The organism is Cupriavidus taiwanensis (assembly GCF_900249755.1).
Classification (GTDB): Bacteria; Pseudomonadota; Gammaproteobacteria; order Burkholderiales; family Burkholderiaceae; genus Cupriavidus; species Cupriavidus taiwanensis_D.
The window spans coordinates 2,055,776-2,077,091 of the sequence record NZ_LT976853.1 but is presented as its reverse complement, the minus strand read 5'-3'; the positions used below and the strand labels follow the sequence as shown (position 1 = coordinate 2,077,091).

At 66.7% G+C, this 21,316-nt stretch carries 19 protein-coding genes; 17 read left to right on the top strand and 2 right to left on the bottom strand.

All coding sequences use genetic code 11. From position 1 onward, the window contains the following. Nucleotides 1-45: 45 nt before the first annotated feature. The gene (gene map / locus CBM2594_RS09465) at nucleotides 46-864 is read right to left on the bottom strand and encodes a type I methionyl aminopeptidase (RefSeq protein ID WP_116356607.1); all 819 of its coding nucleotides are present in this window, start codon (nucleotides 862-864) and stop codon (nucleotides 46-48) included. A gap of 349 nt (nucleotides 865-1,213) precedes the next feature. Between map and rpsB the strand changes: the two genes are divergently transcribed. From rpsB to CBM2594_RS09385, 16 genes are all read left to right on the top strand, one after another. Next, the gene (gene rpsB / locus CBM2594_RS09460) at nucleotides 1,214-1,957 is read left to right on the top strand and encodes a 30S ribosomal protein S2 (protein WP_116356606.1); all 744 of its coding nucleotides are present in this window, start codon (nucleotides 1,214-1,216) and stop codon (nucleotides 1,955-1,957) included. Between the two features lie 282 nt (nucleotides 1,958-2,239). Next, entirely contained in the window at nucleotides 2,240-3,118 is an 879-nt protein-coding gene (gene tsf, locus CBM2594_RS09455; protein ID WP_116356605.1) for a translation elongation factor Ts, read from the top strand. A gap of 299 nt (nucleotides 3,119-3,417) precedes the next feature. Then, nucleotides 3,418-4,128: a UMP kinase gene (gene pyrH / locus CBM2594_RS09450; protein WP_012352952.1), complete on the top strand. Its 711-nt coding sequence runs from the start codon at nucleotides 3,418-3,420 to the stop codon at nucleotides 4,126-4,128. A gap of 115 nt (nucleotides 4,129-4,243) precedes the next feature. Further along, nucleotides 4,244-4,804 carry a ribosome recycling factor gene (frr, locus tag CBM2594_RS09445; protein WP_116356604.1) on the top strand — a complete coding sequence of 187 codons (561 nt, stop codon included), beginning with the start codon at nucleotides 4,244-4,246 and terminating at the stop codon, nucleotides 4,802-4,804. A 46-nt stretch (nucleotides 4,805-4,850) separates the two neighbouring features. Further along, nucleotides 4,851-5,621, top strand: coding sequence for an isoprenyl transferase (locus CBM2594_RS09440; protein ID WP_116356603.1), 771 nt, complete (start codon nucleotides 4,851-4,853; stop codon nucleotides 5,619-5,621). A 36-nt stretch (nucleotides 5,622-5,657) separates the two neighbouring features. Beyond that, on the top strand, nucleotides 5,658-6,479 hold the full coding sequence (locus tag CBM2594_RS09435; protein ID WP_116356602.1) for a phosphatidate cytidylyltransferase: 822 nt from the start codon (nucleotides 5,658-5,660) through the stop codon (nucleotides 6,477-6,479). An 11-nt stretch (nucleotides 6,480-6,490) separates the two neighbouring features. Next, nucleotides 6,491-7,672, top strand: a complete 1,182-nt coding sequence (gene ispC, locus CBM2594_RS09430; protein WP_116356601.1) for a 1-deoxy-D-xylulose-5-phosphate reductoisomerase — start codon at nucleotides 6,491-6,493, stop codon at nucleotides 7,670-7,672. Between the two features lie 105 nt (nucleotides 7,673-7,777). After that, a complete protein-coding gene (rseP, locus tag CBM2594_RS09425; RefSeq protein WP_116356600.1) occupies nucleotides 7,778-9,181 on the top strand; it encodes an RIP metalloprotease RseP in 1,404 nt (467 codons plus the stop codon). 100 nt (nucleotides 9,182-9,281) lie between these two features. Beyond that, complete coding sequence (gene bamA / locus CBM2594_RS09420; protein ID WP_174077709.1) at nucleotides 9,282-11,615, top strand: outer membrane protein assembly factor BamA; 2,334 nt, start codon at nucleotides 9,282-9,284, stop codon at nucleotides 11,613-11,615. Nucleotides 11,616-11,637: 22 nt separating this feature from the next. After that, nucleotides 11,638-12,165 carry an OmpH family outer membrane protein gene (locus tag CBM2594_RS09415; protein WP_116356598.1) on the top strand — a complete coding sequence of 176 codons (528 nt, stop codon included), beginning with the start codon at nucleotides 11,638-11,640 and terminating at the stop codon, nucleotides 12,163-12,165. Nucleotides 12,166-12,216: 51 nt separating this feature from the next. Next, nucleotides 12,217-13,308, top strand: coding sequence for a UDP-3-O-(3-hydroxymyristoyl)glucosamine N-acyltransferase (gene lpxD, locus CBM2594_RS09410; protein WP_116356597.1), 1,092 nt, complete (start codon nucleotides 12,217-12,219; stop codon nucleotides 13,306-13,308). Nucleotides 13,309-13,320: 12 nt separating this feature from the next. Further along, entirely contained in the window at nucleotides 13,321-13,770 is a 450-nt protein-coding gene (gene fabZ / locus CBM2594_RS09405; RefSeq protein WP_010809590.1) for a 3-hydroxyacyl-ACP dehydratase FabZ, read from the top strand. 134 nt (nucleotides 13,771-13,904) lie between these two features. Continuing rightward, the gene (lpxA, locus tag CBM2594_RS09400) at nucleotides 13,905-14,708 is read left to right on the top strand and encodes an acyl-ACP--UDP-N-acetylglucosamine O-acyltransferase (protein WP_116356596.1); all 804 of its coding nucleotides are present in this window, start codon (nucleotides 13,905-13,907) and stop codon (nucleotides 14,706-14,708) included. 87 nt (nucleotides 14,709-14,795) lie between these two features. Further along, on the top strand, nucleotides 14,796-15,938 hold the full coding sequence (gene lpxB, locus CBM2594_RS09395; RefSeq protein WP_345775025.1) for a lipid-A-disaccharide synthase: 1,143 nt from the start codon (nucleotides 14,796-14,798) through the stop codon (nucleotides 15,936-15,938). Further along, nucleotides 15,938-16,711, top strand: coding sequence for a ribonuclease HII (rnhB, locus tag CBM2594_RS09390; protein WP_116356594.1), 774 nt, complete (start codon nucleotides 15,938-15,940; stop codon nucleotides 16,709-16,711). Before lpxB ends, rnhB begins: the two co-directional genes overlap by 1 nt. Further along, on the top strand, nucleotides 16,708-17,490 hold the full coding sequence (locus CBM2594_RS09385) for a TrmH family RNA methyltransferase (protein ID WP_116356593.1): 783 nt from the start codon (nucleotides 16,708-16,710) through the stop codon (nucleotides 17,488-17,490). Before rnhB ends, CBM2594_RS09385 begins: the two co-directional genes overlap by 4 nt. Nucleotides 17,491-17,540: 50 nt before the next feature. On the opposite strand, the gene ppsR is transcribed toward CBM2594_RS09385, so the two are convergent. Further along, nucleotides 17,541-18,344, bottom strand: a complete 804-nt coding sequence (gene ppsR, locus CBM2594_RS09380) for a posphoenolpyruvate synthetase regulatory kinase/phosphorylase PpsR (RefSeq protein ID WP_010809585.1) — start codon at nucleotides 18,342-18,344, stop codon at nucleotides 17,541-17,543. A 442-nt stretch (nucleotides 18,345-18,786) separates the two neighbouring features. Between ppsR and ppsA the strand changes: the two genes are divergently transcribed. After that, the gene (gene ppsA / locus CBM2594_RS09375; RefSeq protein WP_116356592.1) at nucleotides 18,787-21,171 is read left to right on the top strand and encodes a phosphoenolpyruvate synthase; all 2,385 of its coding nucleotides are present in this window, start codon (nucleotides 18,787-18,789) and stop codon (nucleotides 21,169-21,171) included. Nucleotides 21,172-21,316: the final 145 nt, after the last annotated feature.

The window sequence follows — 21,316 nt, the reverse complement described above, 5'->3', positions numbered from 1 at the left end:
AAAAAGAAGGGCGCCCGGTCAGGCGCCCTGGCTTTTCGCGCGGCGTCAGGCCGCCACGGAATCGGTAATGAAGGCCGGCGGCGCCGGGGTGCCGGCGGACACCGTCAGCACCTCGTAGCCGGTCTCGGTGACCAGCACCGTGTGCTCCCACTGCGCCGACAGGCTGCGGTCACGGGTCTTCACGGTCCACTGGTCGGGCATGGTGCGGATATCGCGCTTGCCGGCGTTGATCATCGGCTCCACCGTGAAAATCATGCCGGCCTTGATCTCGGCACCGGTGCCGGGACGGCCGTAGTGCAGGATCTGCGGGTCTTCATGGAAGTTCTTGCCGATGCCGTGGCCGCAGTACTCGCGCACCACGCTGTAGCCGGCGGCTTCGGCATGCACCTGGATGGCGTGGCCGATATCGCCCAGGCGCGCGCCATGGCGCACCTGTGCGATGCCCTTCCACATGCATTCGTACGTCACCTGCGCCAGGCGCCGGGCCAGGATCGAGCCCTCGCCGACGATGAACATGCGGCTGGTGTCGCCGTAGTAGCCGTCCTTGGTGATGACGGTGATGTCGAGGTTGATGGCGTCGCCGCTCTTGAGCACGCGCTCGCCGGGGATGCCGTGGCAGATCACGTCGTTGACCGAGGTGCAGATCGCGCCGGGGAAGGGCGGGTAGCCCGGGGGCGCATAATTCAGCGGCGCCGGCACCGTGCCCTGCACGTCGCGCATGTACGTGTGGCACAGCCGGTCCAGTTCGCCGGTGGTGACGCCCGGTTGCACGAAGGGCGTGATGTAGTCGAGGACTTCGGAGGCAAGGCGGCAAGCCACGCGCATGTGGGCGATGTCTTCGGCGGTGTTCAGGTAAATGCTCATGCTGCGTCGCCAGAAAAAGTGATGGCGGGGCCACTGGCCGCGCCGGATTCAATAGATCAATGTGGGATTATCGCACCATCGACGCCGGATCGCAGCCTGTTCCGGGCCGCCCGGAGCTGCGCGCCCGGGGCGCAAGAGAGCGGGGCGGCTTGAGCGGTCCGAACTTTTGTTGCTACAATAGCGGGCTGATCTGGTTGCGCCGCAGCAATTGCGCCGGCCGGTTCGGTAATGTTGGCAGGGTCCTCCCTGCCATTCGAGAAAATGCTGGAAATCGCTGGCCCGCCTATCCGGGGTGTTCCTTTTCAGGAATGTCGGGGCGGGCTTCAGACCTAACCCTTTGGAGATTTACATGTCCGTGACCATGCGCGAAATGCTGGAAGCCGGTTGCCACTTCGGCCACCAGACCCGCTTCTGGAACCCGAAGATGGCCCCCTTCATCTTCGGCCATCGCAACAAGATCCACATCATCAACCTCGAAAAGACGTTGCCGATGTTCCAGGACGCCATGAAGTACGTGCGTCAGCTGGCAGCCAATCGCGGCACCATCCTTTTCGTGGGCACCAAGCGCCAGTCGCGCGAAATCCTGGCTGAAGAAGCCGGCCGCGCCGGCATGCCCTACGTCGACGCCCGCTGGCTCGGCGGCATGCTGACCAACTTCAAGACGGTCAAGATCTCGATCAAGCGCCTGAAGGACATGGAAGCCGCCAAGGAAGCCGGCGCGCTGGAAACCATGAGCAAGAAGGAAGCGCTGATGTTCGAGCGCGAGATGATGAAGCTGGAAAAGTCGATCGGCGGCATCAAGGACATGGGCGGCGTGCCTGACGCGATCTTCGTGGTCGACGTCGGCTACCACAAGATCGCCGTGACCGAAGCCAACAAGCTGGGCATCCCCGTGATCGGCGTGGTCGATACCAACCACTCGCCGGAAGGCATCGATTACGTGATCCCGGGCAACGACGACTCGAGCAAGGCCGTGGCCCTGTACGTGCGCGGCGTGGCCGACGCCATCCTGGAAGGCCGTGCCAACGCGGTGCAGGAAGTCGTTGAAGCCGCCCGCGGCGACGACGAATTCGTCGAAGTGCAGGAAGGCTGATAGCCTCCGGCCCGCTGCTGAAAGGAACCCGATAGCGCGCACGTCAACACACGACAGGCAGGCATCGCTTGCCGCCCGGCACGCCGGGCAGCGCGCAGGGCGCAAGCCGGGGAACGTCGGCAGCAGGGCAAAAAAGGGGGCACATCTGGCGCCCCCTTTTTTCGAATTTGAATTGTTGTCATCCGCCGCAGGCAAGATCTGCCGCGGGTGCGCTGAAGACCCACCGACCGGGTGCCGCGGGCGACTGCCGGCAGCCGGCGCGAACCATTCAAGGAGTGACAAATGGCGGCAATTACCGCAAGCATGGTTGCAGAACTGCGCGCGAAGACCGACGCGCCGATGATGGAATGCAAGAAGGCCCTGACCGAGGCCGACGGCGACCTGAACAAGGCTGAAGAGCTGCTGCGCGTCAAGCTGGGCAACAAGGCCAGCAAGGCCGCCTCGCGCGTCACCGCCGAAGGCGTGGTCGCTTCGTTCATCGATGGCACCACCGGCGTGCTGGTCGAACTGAACTGCGAGACCGATTTCGTCTCCAAGAACGACGACTTCCTGGCCTTCTCGGCCAAGGTCGCCGAACTGATCGCCAAGCAGAACCCGGCCGACGTGGCCGCGCTGTCGGCGCTGGAAATCGACGGCGTCAGCGTCGAAGCCACCCGTACCGCACTGATCGGCAAGATCGGCGAGAACCTGACGATCCGCCGCTTTGTCCGCTACGCCAACGGCGGCAAGCTGGTCTCGTACCTGCACGGCACCCGCATCGGCGTGATGGTCGAGTTCGACGGCGACGAAGCCGCCGCCAAGGACGTCGCCATGCACGTGGCCGCGATGAAGCCGGTGTCGCTGTCGTCCGACCAGGTCCCCGCCGACCTGATCGCCAAGGAGCGCAGCATCGCCGAGCAGAAGGCCGCCGAGTCGGGCAAGCCCGCCGAGATCGCTGCCAAGATGGTCGAGGGTTCGGTGCAGAAGTACCTGAAGGAAGTCTCGCTGTTCAACCAGCCGTTCGTGAAGAACGACAAGCAGACCGTCGAGCAGATGCTGAAGGCCGCCAACACGACCGTGAAGGGCTTCACCCTGTACGTCGTCGGCGAAGGCATCGAGAAGAAGCAGGACGACTTCGCCGCTGAAGTGGCCGCCCAGGTGGCCGCTGCCCAGAAGGGCTGATGTCCGGGGCGTCGCGGACTGGCCTTCGGGGCCGGTCCGGGCGCCTATAATGCCGCAGGGGCGCCGCAAGGTGCCCCTCTGCATAAGTGGTGCAGCCCGGCACAGCCGGCGTTGCACTGCAGCAGTCCGTTTCCGCGGTGGTCCGGTCCAGGCCGGGGCACCCCGAAAACCGGCTTTCTCCTGCCGGCGGCACGATGGCTCGTGCCGCCGGTGCCAAAACATACGTCCCAGTGTGTCTCAGCCGAGCCGTCTCGACCGAGTCGTCTCAACCGAGCGAACTGCTCCTTCCGAGGGTGAACATGCCAGCCTACAAGCGCGTCCTTCTGAAACTGTCCGGTGAAGCCCTGATGGGCGACGATGCCTTCGGCATCAACCGCTCGACCATCGAGGCGATGGTGAACGACATTGCCGAGATCGTGAAGCTCGGCGTGCAGGTGGCGGTGGTGATCGGCGGCGGCAATATCTTCCGCGGCGTCGCCGGCGGCGCCGCCGGCATGGACCGTGCCACGGCCGACTACATGGGCATGCTGGCCACCATGATGAACGCGCTGGCGCTGCAGGACGCGATGCGCCACGCCAATATCGAAGGCCGCGTGCAGTCGGCGCTGCGCATGGACCAGGTGGTCGAGCCCTATATCCGCCCGCGCGCAATCCGCCAGCTGGAAGAGGGCAAGGTGGTGATCTTCGCCGCCGGCACCGGCAATCCGTTCTTCACCACCGACACCGCGGCCGCGCTGCGCGGCTCCGAGATCGGCGCCGAGATCGTGCTCAAGGCGACCAAGGTCGACGGCGTGTACACCGCCGACCCGAAGAAGGATCCCAGCGCCACGCGCTACACCACCATCAGCTTCGACGAGGCCATCTCGCGCAACCTGCAGGTGATGGACGCCACCGCCTTCGCGCTGTGCCGCGACCAGAAGCTGCCGATCAAGGTGTTCTCGATCGTGAAGCCCGGCGCGCTCAAGCGCGTGATCCTGGGCGAGGACGAGGGTACCCTGGTGCACGTGTGAGTCCGGCAACGGATGCCGCGCCGCGGCGCTGGTATCCCGCCGGGCAAAGAGTAGAATGATTCATTTTCGATCCCCACCAGAGGGGATCTTGGTTGGCTGATTTCCGGAGGTAAAAATGAGCGTCGCCGACACAAAGAAGAGCGCCGAGCAGAAAATGCAGAAGTCGATCGAAGCCTTCAAGGCCGATCTGGCTAAGATCCGCACCGGCCGTGCCCATACCGGCCTGCTCGACCACGTTCAGGTGGATTACTACGGTTCGATGGTGCCCATCAGCCAGGTCGCGGCGATCGGCCTGGCCGATGCCCGTACCATCACGGTGCAGCCGTGGGAAAAGAAAATGGTCGGCGCGGTCGAGAAGGCCATCCGCGACTGCGACCTGGGCCTGAATCCGGCCACCATGGGCGAGGTCATCCGTGTGCCGATGCCGGCACTGACCGAAGAGCGCCGCAAGGAGCTGACCAAGGTCGTGAAGAGCGAGGCCGAGGGTGCCAAGGTGGCCGTGCGCAACCTGCGCCGCGACGCCAACGAGCAGTTCAAGAAGCTGGTCAAGGACAAGACCATTTCGGAAGACGACGAGCGCCGCGGCCAGGACGAGGTGCAGAAACTGACCGACAAGTACGTGGCCGAGATCGACAAGATGGTCGCGGACAAAGAGAAGGAGATCATGACGGTCTGACGCCCGTCCCGGCCTTGCCGGGACTGTCAGCGACCGTCTCACGCCCATGCAGCACATCAGCTCGACGCTTGCCGTACCCGATACTTCCTACGTGCCCAGGCACGTTGCCATCATCATGGACGGCAATGGCCGCTGGGCGACCCAGCGGCACCTGCCGCGCGTGGCGGGGCACAGCCGGGGGCTGGACGCTGTGCGCGCGGTGGTGGAAGCCTGCGCCGCGCGGGGCGTGCAGTACCTGACCTTGTTCGCGTTCAGCTCCGAGAACTGGCGCCGCCCGGCCGACGAGGTCACGTTCCTGATGCGGCTGTTCATGATGTCGTTGCGGCGCGAAGTGGTGAAGATGCACGCCAACAACATCCGGCTGCGCGTGGTGGGCGACCTGAGCCGCTTCAGCCCGCGCATCCAGCGGCTGATCAAGGACGCCGAGGCGCGCACCGCCGGCAATACCGGCCTGACCGTCACCATCGCCGCCAACTACGGCGGGCGCTGGGACCTGCTGCAGGCCATGCGCAAGATGCTGGCGCGCTCGCCCATGCTCGATCCCGAAACGATCGACGAATCGCAGCTGGCGCCGCACCTGGCCATGGCCTATGCGCCCGAGCCGGACCTGTTCATCCGTACCGGCGGCGAACAGCGCATCAGCAACTTCCTGCTGTGGCAGCTCGCCTATTCCGAGCTGTACTTCACCGATGTCTACTGGCCGGATTTCGACGCCGCGGAACTGGACAAGGCCTTTGCCTCGTACCGCCAGCGCGAACGCCGCTTCGGCCGCACCAGCGCGCAGCTGGTCGCGCCGGGGCTTTCCGGTACGGCCTGAGCCCGGCCACTCCAACCTTTCACGGGACCGCAGCGCATGCTCCTCACCCGCGTCATCACCGCCCTGTGCCTGTTGCTGCTGATCCTGCCGATCCTGTTCCTGGCGCCGCCGGCGGGCCTGGCCGGACTGCTCGGCGTGATCGTGCTGCTGGCCGGCTGGGAATTCGGCCGCCTGATCGGCCTGCGCGGGCCGTGGCCCTATGTCTATGCGCTGGCCTGCCTGATCGCCACCATCACCTGGCATGACCTGCCGCTGCGCCACGCCACCACCTGGCTGCTCGAGGCCGCGGTGGTGTGCTGGGGCGTGGCGGTGGTGCTGCTGGCGCGCGGCGTGCGCACCGCCACCCCGGCCTTCACCGCGCTGGGCGCGGTGCTGGGGCTGGTGATGCTGCCCGCGTTTGCCCATGCCACCATGATCCTGCGCGGCGCCGGCATCGGCGTGCTGCTGACCGCCGCGGTGCTGGTATGGGCCGCCGATATCGGCGCGTATTTCACCGGCAAGGCGATCGGCCGGCGCAAGCTGGCGCCCGGCATCAGCCCGGGCAAGTCGTGGGAGGGCGCCATCGGCGGCTGGGTGCTGGCGCTGGCGATCGGCCTGGCGCTGGCCGCCACCCATGCGTTTGCTCCGACCTGGTTCTCGGCGATGGGCGACCGCGGCGGGCTGGCCTACGTCGCGGTGCTGACCACTTTGCTGGTCGCGGCGAGCGTGGTCGGCGACCTGTTCGAATCCCTGCTCAAGCGCCAGGTCGGCAAGAAGGACAGCAGCCGGCTGCTGCCCGGCCATGGCGGCGTGCTGGACCGCATCGACGCCTTGCTGCCGGTGTTCCCGCTGGCTGCCCTGATGCTGATTTTTCTCTGAAGCCGTCTGCTATGCATCGCATCACCATCCTGGGCGCCACCGGCTCCATCGGAGAAAGCACGCTCGACGTGATCCGGCGCCATCCCGGCCGCTACGCCGCGCATGCGCTCAGCGCCCACCGGCAGGTGCGCAAGCTGGCCGGGCAGTGCATCGAGTTCCGCCCGGCGCGCGCCGTGGTGGGGACGGCCGAGGCGGCGCGTGAGCTGGAAACGCTGCTGCGCGATGCCGGCGTGGCCACCGAGGTCAGCTACGGCGAGGCCGCGCTGGAATCCATCGCCGCCGATGCGCAGGCCGACGCGGTGATGGCCGCCATCGTCGGCGCGGCGGGACTGCGCCCGACGCTGGCGGCGGCGCGCGCCGGCAAGCGCGTGCTGCTGGCCAACAAGGAAGCGCTGGTGATGTCCGGGCGCATCTTCATGGACGCGGTGCGCGAGCACGGCGCCACGCTGCTGCCGATCGACAGCGAGCACAACGCCATCTTCCAGTGCCTGCCCGCCGACGACCCGCGCTACGGGCGCGGCGTGGCCAAGGTGCTGCTGACCGCGTCGGGCGGGCCGTTCCGCACGCGCGACCCCGCCACGCTGCACGATATCTCGCCCGACCAGGCCTGCGCCCATCCCAACTGGGTCATGGGCCGCAAGATCTCGGTCGACTCGGCCACCATGATGAACAAGGGCCTCGAGGTGATCGAGGCGCACTGGCTGTTCGGTGCCCCGGCCGAGCGCATCGAGGTGCTGATCCACCCGCAGAGCATCGTGCATTCGATGGTGGCCTACACCGATGGCTCGGTGCTGGCGCAACTGGGCAACCCCGACATGCGCACGCCGATCGCCTATGGCCTGGCCTACCCGGAACGGATCGACGCGGGCGTGACCCCGCTCGACCTGACCCTCGCCGGCGGCCTGCATTTCGAAAAGCCGGACCTGGCGCGGTTCCCGTGCCTGGCGCTGGCCTTCGACGCGCTGCGCGCGGCGGGGGTGGCGCCGGCGGTGCTCAATGCCGCCAATGAAGTGGCGGTAGAAGCATTCCTTGCCGGGCGCGTGCGTTTTACCGATATCGCCGGCATCGTGCGCGAGGTGCTGGAGCAAGCACCGAACGGCTCGGCCGATACGCTCGAGGCCGTGCTCTCGGCCGACGCGCTGGCACGCGAGGCGGCCCGCGCCGGCGTGGCCGCGCGCGCCGCGGCGCGCTGATCCGGCGGGGCGGTCCGCCGCATCTGCGACAATAGCGGCTGCGCCGGCGGGTCCCTTGCGGGACCGCGCGGGCCGGCCCAGCGACCTTACCGACGTCCCGCATCCATGCAAACCGTACTCGCTTTCATCGTTGCCCTGTGCGTGCTGATCTACGTGCACGAAATGGGCCACTACCTGGCCGCGCGCGCCTGCGGCGTGAAGGTGCTGCGTTTTTCCATCGGCTTCGGGCGGCCGCTGCTGCGCTGGATTTCCAGAAGCCGCGACCGCACCGAATGGACGGTGGCGGCGATCCCGCTGGGCGGCTACGTCAAGATGCTCGACGAGCGCGAGCTCGATCCCGCGCGCGATGCGCCGATCGACCCGGCCGACCTGCCGCGCGCCTTCAACCGCCAGCCGGTGGGCAAGCGCTTCGCCATCGTCGCGGCCGGCCCGCTGGCCAATTTCGCGCTGGCGATCGTGCTGTATTTCGCGCTGTTCGCCGGCGGCATGCGCGAGCCCGTGCCCGTGGTGGCGGCGCCCGCGGCCGGCACCATGGCGGCGCAGGCCGGCGTGCGCGACGGCGACCGGGTGCTGTCGCTGACCGCCAACGGCGACACCGAGCCGGTGCGCTCCTGGAACGACCTGCGCATGGCGGTGTTTGCCGAAGGCTTCGGCGATGCGCGCGCGGTGCTGCGCGTGCGCGGCGCCGACGGCGCCGAGCGCGACGTCACGCTGCCGCGCCTGCCCAATACCGGCGGCAATCCCGAGCAGGACCCGCTGGCCACGCTGGGCCTGAACCTGAAGGGCGGGCCGGTGACGATCACCGAGGTGCTGCCGGATTCGGCCGCCGAACGCGCCGGACTGCGCAAGGGCGACCGCGTGGTGGCCTGGCAGGGCAGCCCGATCACGCAGGCCAGCGCGCTGATCAAGGCGGTGCGCAGCCAGCCGGGGCAGGCCGTGACGCTCGGCATCGAGCGCGACGGCCAGCGCCTGGACGTGCCGGTCACGCTCGACACTGCCGCGGCGCGCGACGGTGCCGGCGATGCCAGCCGTGCCGCGCCGGCGCCCGCGGGCAAGCTCGGCGCGGCGCTGACCCAGGCGGTGCAGATGGAGACCGTGCGCTACCGGCCGGACGAGGCGCTGGCGCGCGCGGCGGGCCAGGTCTGGGACACCAGCGTGCTGTCGCTCAAGCTGCTGGGCAAGATGCTGGTGGGGCAGGCATCGCTGCAAAACCTGAGCGGGCCGCTGACCGTGGCGGACTACGCCGGGCGCGCCGCCAACCTCGGCATACAGGCCTTTGTCAGCTTCCTGGCGCTGGTCAGCGTTAGTCTCGGAGTACTGAATTTGTTACCTATTCCGGTTCTGGACGGGGGGCATTTGCTGTATTATTGCGTGGAATTTTTGACTGGCCGGCCCGTCCCAGACCACTGGCAGGCAATGCTGCAGAAGGTTGGCATCGCCTGCATCTTGCTCCTGACTTCGCTCGCTTTGTTCAATGACGTCAGCCGAATGTTTCTGGCGAACGGCTAGAAACGTGTGTCGGCAAGGGGGTGGTGGTGTCGTCGGACACCGTCGCCGGGGACGCCATTTGCCAGGCGCAGTCCAATGAGGCATCGGAGCGCAATCCTGGATGGAATCAAAGAGGGGATCAACATTGATCAGACATAAGCGCATTTCGCTGGGCTTGCTGGCGAGTGCCGTTATTGCAGCCTGGAGCCCGGCGGGCTGGGCTGCCGATCCGTTCGTCGTCAGGGACATCCGCGTTGAGGGACTGCAACGTGTCGAACCGGGTACCGTGTTTGGCTACCTGCCGGTGCGCGTCGGGGAAACCTTCACCGATGACAAGGGCGCCGATGCCATCCGTGCCCTCTACAATACCGGCTTCTTCAAGGACGTGCAGATCCGCGCCGAGGAAGGCGTGCTGGTGGTGCAGGTCGAAGAGCGCCCGGCGATTTCGCAGCTCGAGTTCGTCGGCATCAAGGAATTCGACAAGGACACGCTGCGCCGCTCGCTGCGCGCGGTCGGCGTGGCCGAGGCCCGCTACTACGACAAGGCCCTGATCGACAAGGCCGAGCAGGAGCTCAAGCGCCAGTACGTCGCGCGCGGCTACTATGCCGCCGACGTGCAGACCACGATCACGCCGGTCGACCGCAACCGCGTCTCGGTGGTGTTCAACGTCGACGAAGGCCCGGTCGCCAAGATCCGGCAAATCAATATCGTCGGCAACAAGGCGTTCAAGGAAAGCACGCTGCGCGACGAGATGCAGCTGTCCACGCCCAACTGGCTGTCGTGGTACACCAAGAACGACCTGTACTCGAAGCAGAAGCTGACCGCCGACCTGGAAGCGCTGCGCTCGTACTACCTGAACCGCGGCTACCTGGAATTCGCCATCGAGTCGACCCAGGTCTCGATCACGCCCGACAAGAAAGACATCTTCCTGACGCTGAACATCAAGGAAGGCGAGCAGTACAAGGTTTCCGAGGTGCGCCTGGCGGGCGAACTGCTGGGCAAGCAGGAGGAAATGGAAAAGCTGCTGCAGCTGAAGAAGGGCGATATTTTCTCGTCCGAGAAGCTGACGCAGAGCACCAAGGCCATTACCGACCTGCTCGGCACCTATGGCTACGCCTTCACCACCATCAACCCGCAACCGCAGATCGACAAGGAAAAGCGTGAAGTCGCGCTGACCCTGATGGTCGATCCGGGCCGCCGCGTCTACGTGCGCCGCGTCAATGTGGTCGGCAACAGCAAGACCCGCGACGAAGTGGTGCGGCGCGAGATGCGCCAGATGGAAAGCTCGTGGTTCGACAGCGAGAAGCTGCAGCAGTCGCAGGCACGCATCAACCGTACCGGCTACTTCACCGACACCAACATCACCACCGAGGACGTGCCCGGCGCGCCCGACCAGGTCGATGTGAACGTCAACGTGACCGAAAAGCCGACCGGCCAGATCAGCCTGGGCGTGGGCTTCTCGTCGACCGACAAGCTGGTGCTGCAGGCCGGCCTGCGCCAGGACAACGTGTTCGGCTCGGGCACCAGCCTGGGTCTGGACGTGAACACCGCCAAGTCGTTCCGCACCATCGCGCTGACGCAGTACGACCCGTACTTCACGGTGGACGGCATCAGCCGCTCGACCGATATCTACTACCGTACCTCGCGCCCGCTGTACTACACCGGCGACCAGGACTACAAGATCGTGTCGGCCGGCGGCGGCTTCAAGTTCGGCGTTCCGTTCTCCGAAGTCGATACCGTGTTCTTCGGCATCGGCTACGAACGCACCCAGGTGTACACCTCGGTCAACACCCCGACCCAGTACACCGACTGGCTCAACAAGATCGGCAAGAACTCCGGCGACGGCATCAACAACTTCCCGTTCACGATCGGCTGGGCACGCGACCGCCGCGACAGTGCGCTGGTCCCGACCAAGGGCCCGTACACCCAGGCCAACCTGGAAGTCGGCCTGCCGGGCGGCGATACGCAGTACTACCGCGCCAGCGTGCAGCAGCAGTACTTCTACCCGATCTCGAAGGCCTTCACGCTGGCACTGAACGGCGAGGTCGCCTACGGCCATGGCTACGGCAACACGCCGTTCCCGGTGTTCAAGTACTTCTACGCCGGCGGTATCGGCTCGGTGCGCGGCTACCAGACCAGCACGCTGGGCCCGAAGGACCAGAACGGCAACCCGGTGGGCGGCGCCTCCAAGATGATCGGCAACATCGAGTTCATCTTCCCGCTGCCGGGCTCCGGCGTGGATCGCACGCTGCGCCTGTTCACCTTCTTCGACTTCGGTAACGTCTACCAGGAAGGCGAGCCGCTCAGCTTCAGCGAACTGAAGTACTCGACCGGCTTCGGCATGTCGTGGCTGTCGCCAATCGGGCCGCTGAAGCTCAGCATGGGCTTCCCGCTGCGGCGCGACACCAACGACAAGGTCCAGCGCTTCCAGTTCCAGATCGGCACGGCATTCTGATTCTGAAAAAGGATCTGTTTTCATGACTACAACATTCAAACTGGTCAAGTCCCTCGGCGCCGCCGCGCTCGCCACCGCGGCGATCTGTGCCGCGACGCCGGCTTCGGCCCAGGAAGCGCGCATCGCCGCGGTCAATTCCGAACGCATCCTGCGCGATTCGCAGCCGGCCAAGGCGGCGCAGGTCAAGCTGGAGCAGGAGTTCTCCAAGCGCGACCGCGAGCTGCAGGACATGGCCCAGAAGATCAAGGGCATGGCCGACAAGCTGGACAAGGACACGGCCGTGCTGGCCGATTCCGACCGCCAGCGCCGCCAGCGCGAAGTGGCTGACCTGGACCGCGAGTTCCAGCGCAAGCAGCGCGAATTCCGCGAGGACCTGAACCAGCGCCGCAACGAGGAGCTGGCCCAGGTGCTGGAACGCGCCAACCGCGTGATCCGCCAGCTCGCCGAACAGCGCAAGTACGACCTGATCGTGCAGGAAGCGGTCTACGTGAATCCGCGCATCGATATCACCGACGACGTGATGAAGGTGCTGAACGCCGGCAGCAAGTAAGCCGCCGCGGCTTCATCTCCTTCTTTCGTTTTTCCATCAGGAAGTACCGCCATGCAGACACCCACACTGGGTCAGCTCGCCACCGAGAACGGCGCGCAGGTTGTGGGTGACCCCGACCTGGCGATCACCGGCCTGGCCCCCCTGGACCAGGCCGGACCGGGCGAACTCTCGTTCCTGTCCAATCCGCTCTACCTGCAGCAGGCGCTGGATGCGAAAGCCGGCGCCGTGATCGTCTCGGCCGCCGACCTCGAGCGCGTGCGCGCCGAAGGCAAGGCCGACGGCCGCAACTGGCTGGTGGCGCGCAATCCCTACGTGTGCTTTGCCCGCGTGGCGCAGCGTTTCGACCGCGCCGCCAATACCGATGCGCGCACCGGCATCGACGCGCGCGCCACCGTGGCGCCCGACGCGGTGGTGCCGGCATCGTGCTATATCGGCCCCAACGTGGTCATCGAAGCCGGCGCGCGCCTGGGCGAGCGCGTGCGCATTCTTGCCAACGGCTACGTCGGCGCGCACGCGCAGATCGGCGACGATGCGCTGCTCTACGCCAATGTCTCGGTCTACCACCACTGCGTGGTCGGCGCCCGCGCCATCCTGCACAGCGGCGTGGTGATCGGTGCCGACGGCTTCGGCTTTGCGCCGGACATCAGCGCGACCGGCGTGGAATATGTGAAGATCCCGCAAACCGGGCGCGCGGTGCTGGGCGATGACGTGGAAGTCGGCGCCAATTCCGCGATCGACCGCGGCGCCATGGCCGATACCGTGATCGAGGACGGCTGCAAGATCGACAACCAGGTCCAGATCGCGCACAACGTGCGGGTCGGCGCGCACACGGTCATCGCCGGCTGCGCCGCGGTGTCGGGCAGCACGCGCATCGGCCGCTTCTGCGTGATCGGCGGCGCGGCCAACTTTGCCGGCCACCTGACCATCGCCGACCGCACCACGGTGTCGGGCGGCACCTCGATCACCAAGTCCATTACCAAGCCCGGCGGGCATTTCACCAGCGTGTTCCCGTTCCTGCCGCACGGCGAGTGGGAACGCAACGCAGCCATCGTGCGCGGCCTGAGCAAGCTGCGCGAACGGGTGGTGGCGCTGGAACGCCGCCTGCGCGGCCAGGCCGCCGGGTCCCAACCCTCACAAGACTAAAGAGAAATCATCATGAGCGCGGCCGAAATCGATATCCGCAAGATCCTCAAGCTGCTGCCGCACCGGTACCCGTTCCTGCTGGTCGACCGCGTGCTGGAGTTCGAAGCGCAGAAGCGGATCAAGACCCTGAAGAACGTCACCATCAACGAACCGTACTTCCAGGGCCATTTCCCCGAGCAGCCGGTGATGCCGGGCGTGATGATCCTGGAAGCGCTGGCGCAGTCGGCCGGCCTGCTGACCTTCGGCGCCGACATGGAGCGCAAGGAAGGCGCGCTGTACTACTTCGTCGGCATCGACGGCGCCCGCTTCAAGCAGGTGGTGTACCCGGGCGACCAGCTGCACATGAACGTGACGGTCGAGCGCTATATCCGCGGCATCTGGAAGTTCAAGGCGTTCGCCACGGTCGACGACAAGGTGGCCTGCGAGGCGGAGCTGATGTGCACCGTGAAGCAGGCCGAGTGAGGCCGCCCGCGGCCCGCGGCGCTGCCGCGGGCTGACTGCCGCGTCCCCGCCGTGCGGGGGCGGACGGACCGGACGGGAACCTTTGCCAGGCGCATTGGCCCATCCTTCACCAGACCCATCACAGGACAGTACGCATGACGCAAATCCACCCCACCGCACTGGTCGACCCGAAGGCGGAACTGGCCGCCGACGTAAGCGTCGGCCCGTTCTCCATCGTCGGCCCCAATGTGCGGGTCGGCAGCGGTACCCGGATCGGCTCGCATACGACGGTCGAGGGCCATACCACGATCGGCGCGGGCAACACCATCGGCCCCTATGCGTCGGTCGGCGGCGTGCCGCAGGACATGAAGTACCGCAACGAGCCGACCCGGCTCGAGATCGGCGACCGCAACACCATCCGCGAATTCACCACGATCCACACCGGCACGGTGCAGGACCGCGGCCTGACCAGCATCGGCAACGACAACTGGATCATGGCCTATGTCCATATCGCCCATGACTGCATGGTCGGCAACCACACCGTGTTTTCCAGCAACGCGCAGATCGCCGGCCACGTCGAGGTGGGCGACTGGGCCATCCTGGGCGGCATGAGCGGCGTGCACCAGTTCGTGCGCATCGGCGCCCATGCGATGCTGGGCGGCGCCTCGGCGCTGGTGCAGGACGTGCCCCCATACGTGATCGCGGCCAGCGACAAGAGCGGCAACAAGGCCACGCCGCATGGCATCAATGTCGAAGGGCTGCGCCGCCGCGGCTTCGACGCCGGCCAGATCGCCGCGCTGCGGCAGGCCTACAAGCTGCTGTACAAGTCCGACCTCAGCTTCGACGAGGCGCGCAACGAGATCTCCGCATTGCTGGCGCAGGTGGATGCCGGCACCGCGGCGCCGCTGCAGGCCTTTGTCGACTTCCTTGCCGCCACCCAGCGCGGCATCGTGCGCTGAGACCGGACCCACATGGCTGACGCCGCGATTCGGAAGGACCTGCCAGCGGGCAACGCCGGCGCCGCGGGCAAGCGCGGCACCATCGCCATGGTGGCCGGCGAGGCATCGGGCGACCTGCTGGCTTCGCTGATGATGGGCGGGCTGCAGGCCCGCCTGGCTGAAACGGGAGAGTCGGTCGACTACGCCGGCATCGGCGGCAAGCGCATGATGGCGCGGGGCTTCACCTCGCGCTGGCCGATGGAAACGCTGTCGGTCAACGGTTATGTCGAGGTGCTGGGCTCGCTGCGCGAGATCCTCGCCACCCGGCGCGCGGTGCGCGACTGGCTGCTGGCCGAGCCCCCGCTGTGCTTTATCGGGGTCGATGCCCCGGACTTCAATTTCGGCCTGGAAGTGCCGCTGCGCCGTGCCGGCATTCCGGTGGTGCATTTCGTCAGCCCGTCGATCTGGGCCTGGCGCGGCGGGCGCATCCGCACCATTGCGCGCGCGGTCGACCACATCCTGTGCCTGTTCCCGTTCGAGCCTGAGATCTACGCCAGGGCCGGCATTCCGGCCACCTATGTCGGCCATCCGCTGGCCGACGTGATCCCGATGGTGCCCGATGTCGCCGGCGCGCGCGCCGAACTCGGCCTGCCGGCCGGGCACCGCATCGTCGCCGTGCTGCCGGGCAGCCGCCAGTCCGAGGTGCGCAACCTCGGCGCCACCTTCTTCGCGGCGATGGCTCGCATGCAGCGCATGGACCCGAACCTGGCGTTCGCGCTGCCGGCCGCCAGCGCGCCGCTGCGCGCCATCGTCGAAGACCTGCACCGGCAATACCCGGAACTGCGCCTTACCATTGTCGACGGCAAGTCGCACCAGGCCATGGAAGCCGCCGACGTGGTGCTGCTGGCCAGCGGCACCGCGACGCTGGAGGCGGCGCTGTACAAGAAGCCGATGGTGATCTCGTACAAGGTGCCCTGGCTGACCGCGCAGATCATGAAGCGGCAGGGTTACCTGCCGTACGTGGGATTGCCTAATATCCTTTCAGGGCGCTTTGTCGTCCCCGAACTGCTGCAGGACGACGCCACGCCCGAGGCGCTGGCCCGCGAGACCCTGCTGCAGCTCAACGACGAGGGCAACACCGCCTTCCTCTACGAGCATTTCACGCGGATGCACGAAACGCTCAAGTGCAACACCGCGCAACTGGCGGCCGATGTCGTGGTCGACCTGATGCGCAGCCGGGGGACCGTCTGATGGCACGCCGCAATGCTGCCACGCCTCAGCTGGGGCTGGACCTGGCGCCGGATGCCCGCGCCATCCAGTACCTGTGCGGCGTCGACGAAGCCGGCCGCGGCCCGCTGGCGGGGCCGGTCTATGCCGCCGCGGTGGTGCTGGACCCGAAACGCCCGATCCGCGGCCTGGCCGATTCCAAGATCCTGACCGCGGCCAAACGCGAGGCGCTGTACGAGAAGATCTGCGAGCGCGCGCTGGGCTGGCATATCGCCTTCGCCACGGTCGAGGAAATCGATACCATCAACATCCTGCACGCCAGCATGCTGGCGATGCAGCGCGCGGTGCAGGGCCTGGCCGCCAGCGGCGTGGTGCCGGACCTGGTGCAGGTCGACGGCAACCGCTGCCCGCAGGTCGCGTTCCCGGTCGAAGCCATCGTCAAGGGCGATGCGCTGGTCAAGGCGATCTCGGCCGCGTCGATCCTGGCCAAGGTGGCGCGCGACCGCGCGCTGATGGCGCTGCACTCGGCCTACCCGCAGTACGGCTTCGATTCGCACGTGGGCTACGGCACGCCGCAGCACCTGGCCGCGCTGGCCGAATTCGGCGCGACCCCGCACCATCGCCGCTCGTTCGCGCCCGTGCGCGAGGCGCTGGGGCAGCGGCCGCTGTTCACCGGCATGGCCGCCGCCGCGCCGGTCATCGACGACATGGCTGATGCCGACGCCGACGCCTTTGCCGGTGCCGCGGCCGCCGAGGCCGCGCAGCACGTCACGTTCCTGCCACCCGAAGCATCGTGAAGCACGTCACCTCGCGCGACAACGCGCTGTTCAAGCACCTGAAGGCGCTTGCCGGTTCCACGCACCAGCGCCGCAAGGCCGGCCAGTCGCTGCTCGACGGCGTGCACCTGGCGCAGGCCTATGTGGCCGCGCGCGGCCAGCCCGTGACCTGCCTGGTGTCGGAGCGCCACTACGACCACCCCGAAGTCGCGCCGCTGCTGGCCCGGATGGACAGCGAGCGCGTGGTGGTGCTGGCCGATGCGCTGTTCACGCAGATCAGCGGCGTGGTCAACGGCATCGACCTGATGCTGGTGATCGAGACGCCGGTGGGGCACCTGCCGGCGCGCATCGAACAGGACTGCATCATCCTCGACGGGGTGCAGGACGCCGGCAATGTCGGCTCGATCCTGCGCAGCGCGGCCGCGGCCGGCATCCGCGACGCCTTCCTCGCCACCGGCTGCGCCTTCGCGTGGTCGGTCAAGACGCTGCGCGCCGGCATGGGCGCGAACTTCCACCTGAATATCGTCGAGCATTGCACGCTCGAGACGCTGGCGCCGCGCCTGGCGATCCCGTTGCTGGCGACCTCTTCGCACGCCGAGGCCGCGGTGTTCGATACCGACCTGCGCGGGCCGGTGGCGTGGGTGGTGGGCAACGAAGGGGCAGGGGTCAGCGAGGGCTGGATGGCGCATGTCACGCGCAAGGTCGGCATTCCGCAACCGGGCGGCATGGAATCGCTGAACGTGGCCGCGGCGACGGCGATCTGCCTGTTCGAGGCGGTGCGCCAGCGGCGCGCCGGCTGAAGCCGCCGGCCCGGAGAAAAAGAAAGCGGCCCGTGCGGCCGCTTTTTGCTTCAGTAGTTGTCGCGATCGACCTTGATCTCCTGCAGGATCGTGGTCGCGATCTCCTCGATCGACTTGTGCGTCGAAGACAGCCACTTGATGCCTTCGCGGCGCATCATCGCCTCGGCCTCGTTGACCTCGTAGCGGCAGTTTTCCAGCGCGGCGTACTTGCTGCCGGGACGGCGCTCGTTGCGGATCTCGGTCAGCCGCTGCGGGTCGATCGACAGGCCAAAGATCTTGGGCTTGAACGCATACAGCGCCGACGGCAGCCGGCCGCGCTCGAAGTCGTCGGGAATCAGCGGATAGTTGGCGGCCTTCAGCCCGTACTGCATGGCCAGGTAGAGGCTGGTCGGGGTCTTGCCGCTGCGCGACACGCCCACCAGGATCACATCGGCTTCTTCCAGGTTCTTGTGTGACTGGCCGTCATCATGCGCCAGCGAGAAGTTGATCGCCTCGATCCGGTTCTTGTAGGCCTCAGTGTCCGCATTCTGGTGGAAGCGGCCGATGGCGTGGGTCGACTTGAGCCCCAGTTCCTTCTCGAGCGGCTCGATAAAGGTCTGGAACATGTCCAGGATCATCGCCTTGGCGCGGCGCAGCGCCTTGTTCGCTTCCTGGTTGACCAGCGTGGTGAAGACGATCGGCGGCACGCCTTCGTTGTGGAACGCCTCGTTGATCTTGCCGACGGCAATATGTGCCTTCTCCGGGGTATCGACGAAGGGCATGCGCACCTTGCGGAAGCGCATTTCGAACTGGGCCAGGATCGAGTGGCTGAAGGTCTCGGCGGTGATGCCGGTGCCGTCCGAGACGATGAACACGGTGCGCACCGCGGGCCGCTCGGCCGCCTGGGGGGCGGCGGGTGAGGCGGGCGCGGGGGTGGCAGGGGTATCGGGCTGCGCTCCAGGCTGGGACCCGGGTGTCGCCGTTCCGGGCGCTTCTGGCTGGGACATGGGGATGGCGCACATTGGCATGGCGCGTTAAGAAATAGATTCAATCTTCCGCAGAAAAGTGCGGCGCAGCACGGTAGAATAGCGGCGATCTTTTCGCTAAGCAATTCCATAGGGTGGCCGGCCCCGCAACATGCCCATGCCACAAACCGCGCCCGGAATTGTCGACAATGCGCGCTACGCCATGAGAGCCGTAGCGCCAGGTCCGCAGCGCCAGTTCGGGGTTGCTTAGCCAAGCGATCCGCCCGGGAACAGAACATCAAGAACATACCGGGCATGCGCAACCAGTTTTCTACTTTGTTTTGAGGCTCTCATGACTAACCAGGCAGATAACGGCGCCTATGTGCTGCCGTTCGAGCAGTTGCGCATGGCTGACGTGGAAATCGTCGGCGGCAAGAATTCGTCGCTGGGCGAGATGATCTCCCAGCTGGCCGAAGCCGGCGTCCGGGTCCCGGGCGGCTTTGCCACCACCGCGCTCGCCTTCCGCGACTTCCTCGCCCACAACAACCTGACCGAGCGCATCTCGCAGCGCCTGAAGACCCTGAACGTCGACGACGTCAAGGCCCTGGCCGAGGCCGGCGCCGAGATCCGCGACTGGGTCGCCACCGCCCCGTTCCAGCCGCGCCTGGAACAGGAAATCCGCGAATTCTATGCCCGCGCGGCCGAGCGCGAAGGCGCCGAGGCCTCGTTCGCGGTGCGTTCGTCGGCCACCGCCGAAGACCTGCCCGACGCCTCCTTCGCCGGCCAGCAGGAGTCCTACCTCAACGTCAGCGGCATCGACGACGTGCTCGACAAGATCAAGCACGTGTTCGCCTCGCTGTACAACGACCGCGCCATTTCCTACCGCGTGCACAAGGGCTTTGCCCACGACGTGGTGGCGCTGTCCGCCGGCGTCCAGCGCATGGTCCGTTCGGACCTGGCCGCTTCGGGCGTGATGTTCACCATCGACACCGAATCGGGCTTCCCCGACGTGGTCTTCATCACCTCCAGCTACGGCCTGGGCGAAACGGTGGTGCAGGGCGCGGTCAACCCGGACGAGTTCTACGTCTTCAAGCCGACGCTGCAAGCGGGCAAGTACCCGATCATCCGCCGCTCGATCGGCTCCAAGCTGATCAAGATGGAATTCACCAAGCCGGGCGAAGCCGGCCGCGTGAAGACCGTCGACGTGCCGGGCGAACTGCGCAACCGCTACTCGATCTCTGATGAGGACGTGACCGAGCTGGCGCGCTACGCGATGATCATCGAGAAGCACTATGGCCGCCCGATGGATATCGAGTGGGGCAAGGACGGCAAGGACGGCAAGATCTACATCCTGCAGGCCCGCCCGGAAACGGTGAAGAGCCAGTCCGCCGGCAAGGCCGAACTGCGCTTCAAGCTCAAGGGCACCGCCCCGGTGCTGACCAGCGGCCGCGCCATCGGCCAGAAGATCGGCACCGGCCCGGTCCGCGTGATCAACGACCCGTCCGAGATGGAACGCGTGCAGCCCGGCGACGTGCTGGTGGCCGACATGACCGACCCGAACTGGGAGCCGGTGATGAAGCGTGCCTCGGCCATCGTCACCAACCGTGGCGGCCGTACCTGCCACGCCGCCATCATCGCGCGTGAACTGGGCGTGCCGGCCGTGGTCGGCTGCGGCGATGCCACCGACGTGCTCAAGGACGGCACGCTGGTGACCGTGTCGTGCGCCGAGGGCGACGAAGGCCGCATCTACGACGGCCTGCTGGAAACCGAAGTGACCGAGGTCCAGCGTGGCGAGATGCCCGAAATCGACGTCAAGCTGATGATGAACGTCGGCAATCCGCAACTGGCGTTCGACTTCGCGCAGATCCCGAACAACGGCGTCGGCCTGGCCCGCCTGGAATTCATCATCAACAACAATATCGGCGTCCACCCGAAGGCCATCCTCGACTACCCGCAAGTCGACGCCGACCTGAAGAAGGCCGTCGAAAGCGTGGCCCGCGGCCATGCCAGCCCGCGCGCGTTCTATGTCGACAAGCTGGCCGAGGGCATCGCCACCATCGGCGCGGCGTTCTACCCGAAGCCCGTGATCGTGCGCCTGTCGGACTTCAAGTCCAACGAGTACAAGAAGCTGATCGGCGGTTCGCGCTACGAGCCGGACGAGGAAAACCCGATGCTGGGCTTCCGCGGCGCGTCGCGCTACATCGCCGAAGACTTCGCCGAAGCCTTCGAGATGGAATGCAAGGCCATGAAGCGCGTGCGCGACGAAATGGGCCTGACCAACGTCGAGATCATGGTGCCGTTCGTGCGCACGCTGGGCCAGGCCGAGAAGGTCATCGGGCTGCTCGCCAAGCACGGCCTGAAGCGCGGCGAGAACGGCCTGCGCATCATCATGATGTGCGAAGTGCCGTCCAACGCGATCCTGGCTGAAGAGTTCCTGCAGTACTTCGACGGCTTCTCGATCGGCTCGAACGACCTGACCCAGCTGACGCTGGGCCTGGACCGCGATTCCGGCATGGAACTGCTGGCCAAGGACTTCGACGAACGCGATCCGGCGGTGTGCTTCATGCTGTCGCGCGCGATCTCGGCGTGCATCCGCCTGGACAAGTACGTCGGCATCTGCGGCCAGGGTCCTTCGGACCATCCGGACTTTGCCGCATGGCTGGCCAAGGAAGGCATCAAGTCGATCTCGCTGAACCCGGACTCGGTGGTCGAGACCTGGCAAAAGCTGGCCTCCTGAGGCATTTGACGTCACAATAACGATTGCCGGCGCCTTCGGGCAGCCGGCGGAAGCACCGGCCCTGCGTCAGGTGTTGCAAAGCCCCGCAGACGCTGAACGGCGCTGCGGGGTTTTTTACTTTTTCGGGAAGTCGCAGGACGAACGG